Source organism: Morganella morganii H1r (assembly GCF_000633515.1).
Lineage (GTDB): Bacteria > Pseudomonadota > Gammaproteobacteria > Enterobacterales > Enterobacteriaceae > Morganella > Morganella morganii_B.
In genome coordinates, this window is sequence record NZ_AYMP01000107.1 from 1 (window position 1) to 2,548 (window position 2,548).

The 2,548-nt window shown below is 46.8% G+C and carries 1 protein-coding gene and 1 pseudogene; one reads left to right on the forward strand and one right to left on the reverse strand.

The window, feature by feature from the left end; translation table 11 throughout:
* Window positions 1–122: 122 nt before the first annotated feature.
* Window positions 123–653: pseudogene (locus tag U868_RS0123180) on the forward strand (IS3 family transposase); the annotation flags it as partial.
* Between the two features lie 285 nt (window positions 654–938).
* Here U868_RS0123180 and gadC read toward each other — a convergent pair.
* The gene (gene gadC / locus U868_RS0123185) at window positions 939–2,492 is read right to left on the reverse strand and encodes a glutamate:gamma-aminobutyrate antiporter (RefSeq protein WP_036412506.1); all 1,554 of its coding nucleotides are present in this window, start codon (window positions 2,490–2,492) and stop codon (window positions 939–941) included.
* Between the last annotated feature and the right edge of the window lie 56 nt (window positions 2,493–2,548).

Below are 2,548 nucleotides of genomic sequence, written 5' to 3' on the forward strand. Positions count from 1 at the left end.
ACCGCCGGGGAGGCGGTCAGTTCAGACAGGGACGGGATTAATGGTCAGGCAGGTTATCGAGGTAACACTGATACAGCAGCTCGCCGTGCAGCGCCGGAAACTGCGATTTAATCCGCTGCTCCAACAGGGTGTTCCGTGCAGAACATCCGGATCAGTTATGGGTGGCTGACTTCACCTATGTCAGTACGTGGCAGGGGTTTACCTATGTGGCGTTCATCATTGATGTGTTCGCCTGCATGATAGTCGGATGGCGTGTCTCGTCCTCAATGGAAACAACGTTCGTTCTCGACGCCCCGGAGCAGGCACTGTGGGCAAGGCGTCCGTCCGGCACTATCCATCACAGCGATAAGGGGTCACAGTATGTCTCACTGGCCTACACACAACGGCTGCAGGATGCTCAGTTGCTGGCTTCAACAGGGACCACCGGGGACTCTTACGATAACGCCATGGCAGAGAGTATCAACGGTCTGTATAAGGCGGAGGTGATCCACCGTCAGAGCTGGAAAAGCCGATCAGAAGTGGAACAGGTAACACTGGCATGGGTTGACTGGTACAACAACCGCAGACTGCTTGAGCGGCTGGGATATATCCCGCCGGCAGAAGCGGAACAACGTTATGATGCTTCACTGAAGATGCTGGATGTGGTAGCATGATGACTCAAGCAAACTACGCTCCAGGAAACTCGGGGCGGTTCACAACAGGCTCCAGCGACAGTTCAGTCCGGATGAGCGTTGGGTATCCGTGGCGATTCATTATCAATAAGTTGCAAAATACCCCGAATCGGAAAACGACTCTGTAAAAACCCAGGATCTCTCCTGGGTCGATATTTACATTAACGTGTTCAGTAACCAGTCTCATCGACATCAGCCCTGAGACCGTCGAACAGGTTTCGTAATGAGGACAGCACATATATTTGCTGAAGATGAGTTATTCTATGTTTATTCGGTGTTTTCCTTATTATCTACCTTATCATCACGTACCAAATACCAGAAAGAACGCGCACGCGGATGAATGAAGAAGTGGTTTACAGGCGCATTATGCGTTTTAATGTGCACCATAGTGACACCGGTTTCTTTGCCTTTCTTATCGTGAAGCGCATAGATAATAAATGGCAGCAGGAAAATCACCACAAAGCTGACACCCAGCAAGGCAACATAAGTATCTGTACCAGCTCCCGCAGGTAAAGAACTTGGCGGGAAAAAAGACACTGCAAAAGCGAATACCGAGATAATCAACCCTGCAAAAGCAAGAATCAGTTTAACGCCTGTCCCCCCAGGGATATTAAAAGCACGTTTTTTTTCCGGTTGTTTACGGATCAGTTGGATATAGCCTAAAAACAGCATAAAGTAACTGCACAGATAAATAACGACGGTCAGTGCCAGAGCAATCAGGAACGACATATTCCCGCCGCCACCGGTATTAGTCAACACTATCAGCGCTACTGTGGTAATCAGCAACTGAGAAATAACCAGGGTAACAGGTACACCATTTTTGTTAACTTTAGAGAACGTTTTCGGCAGTATTCCCTTCTGTGCGGCAACGTACATTCCACGTGAAGGCCCGACAATCCATGAGGCAATCTCTGCCAGAACTCCAAGCAGTAATAAAGCAGCAATAATACGGACCACCCACTCAAGCGTAGTGCTGAAGTGGCCAACCAAAACACTGAACGTTTGTACTACGCCTGCTGACAGGTTAATCTCATTGTTTGGAATAACCGATGCAACAGATAAACCACCAATTGAGCTTAAGCAGATGGCTGCTATCATCAGTAACAGCATGGCTGCCGGATAATCCCTGCCCGGATTTTTCATTTCATTAACATGAGTTGCCGAGGCTTCAACTCCCATATAACTTAAAATAAAGGCAACAAATACGACTATGGTACCGATTTGAGTGAAGTCAGGAAAGAAAGTATCAGCACTGATTTCAATTGCCAGTGGAGCACCACTCACCAGGTAACTAACAGCCAGAAGAACTAAAATAAGGGCCGGAAGTAAAATACCGGCAAAGAAACCGATTTTTGCAATTGTTGCTGTATATTTAGTCCCGCCAAACTGAGTGAACGCAAGCCCCCACAGAATGATTAATGCGGCAATAGTTTTAATAACCGGGTCGGTGTTTAATTCCGGCCAGTTGAGAATATAGGACAAAGCACCAAGGACAAAATAGAGCATCGGAATAAAACCGACAGCAATTTGCAGATAACCAAACGATATGGCTGCAAACCCCCAGCGTTCACCCAGTGTATTAGAGACCCAGGAAAATACGCCGCCTTCTTCCCAGCCCTCTACGGTTGCCATTTCGGCAGCACAAAGTGCTACAGGGATAAACCACAATAATCCGCCTAATAATAAAAAGAAAACTAAACTAAAACCCGATGTCGCGAAGGTTGGATATTCATATACAGCCATAACCATCGACGCAGTAATTGCAAAAAAACCTAATAACGTTAGCTGTTTTGCTGCCGGAGCTTTTGTTACTGTTGCCATACGCACTCTCTTAATAACTTTTTTAATAAAATCAATAGGCACTTGGTGTTCAAAGA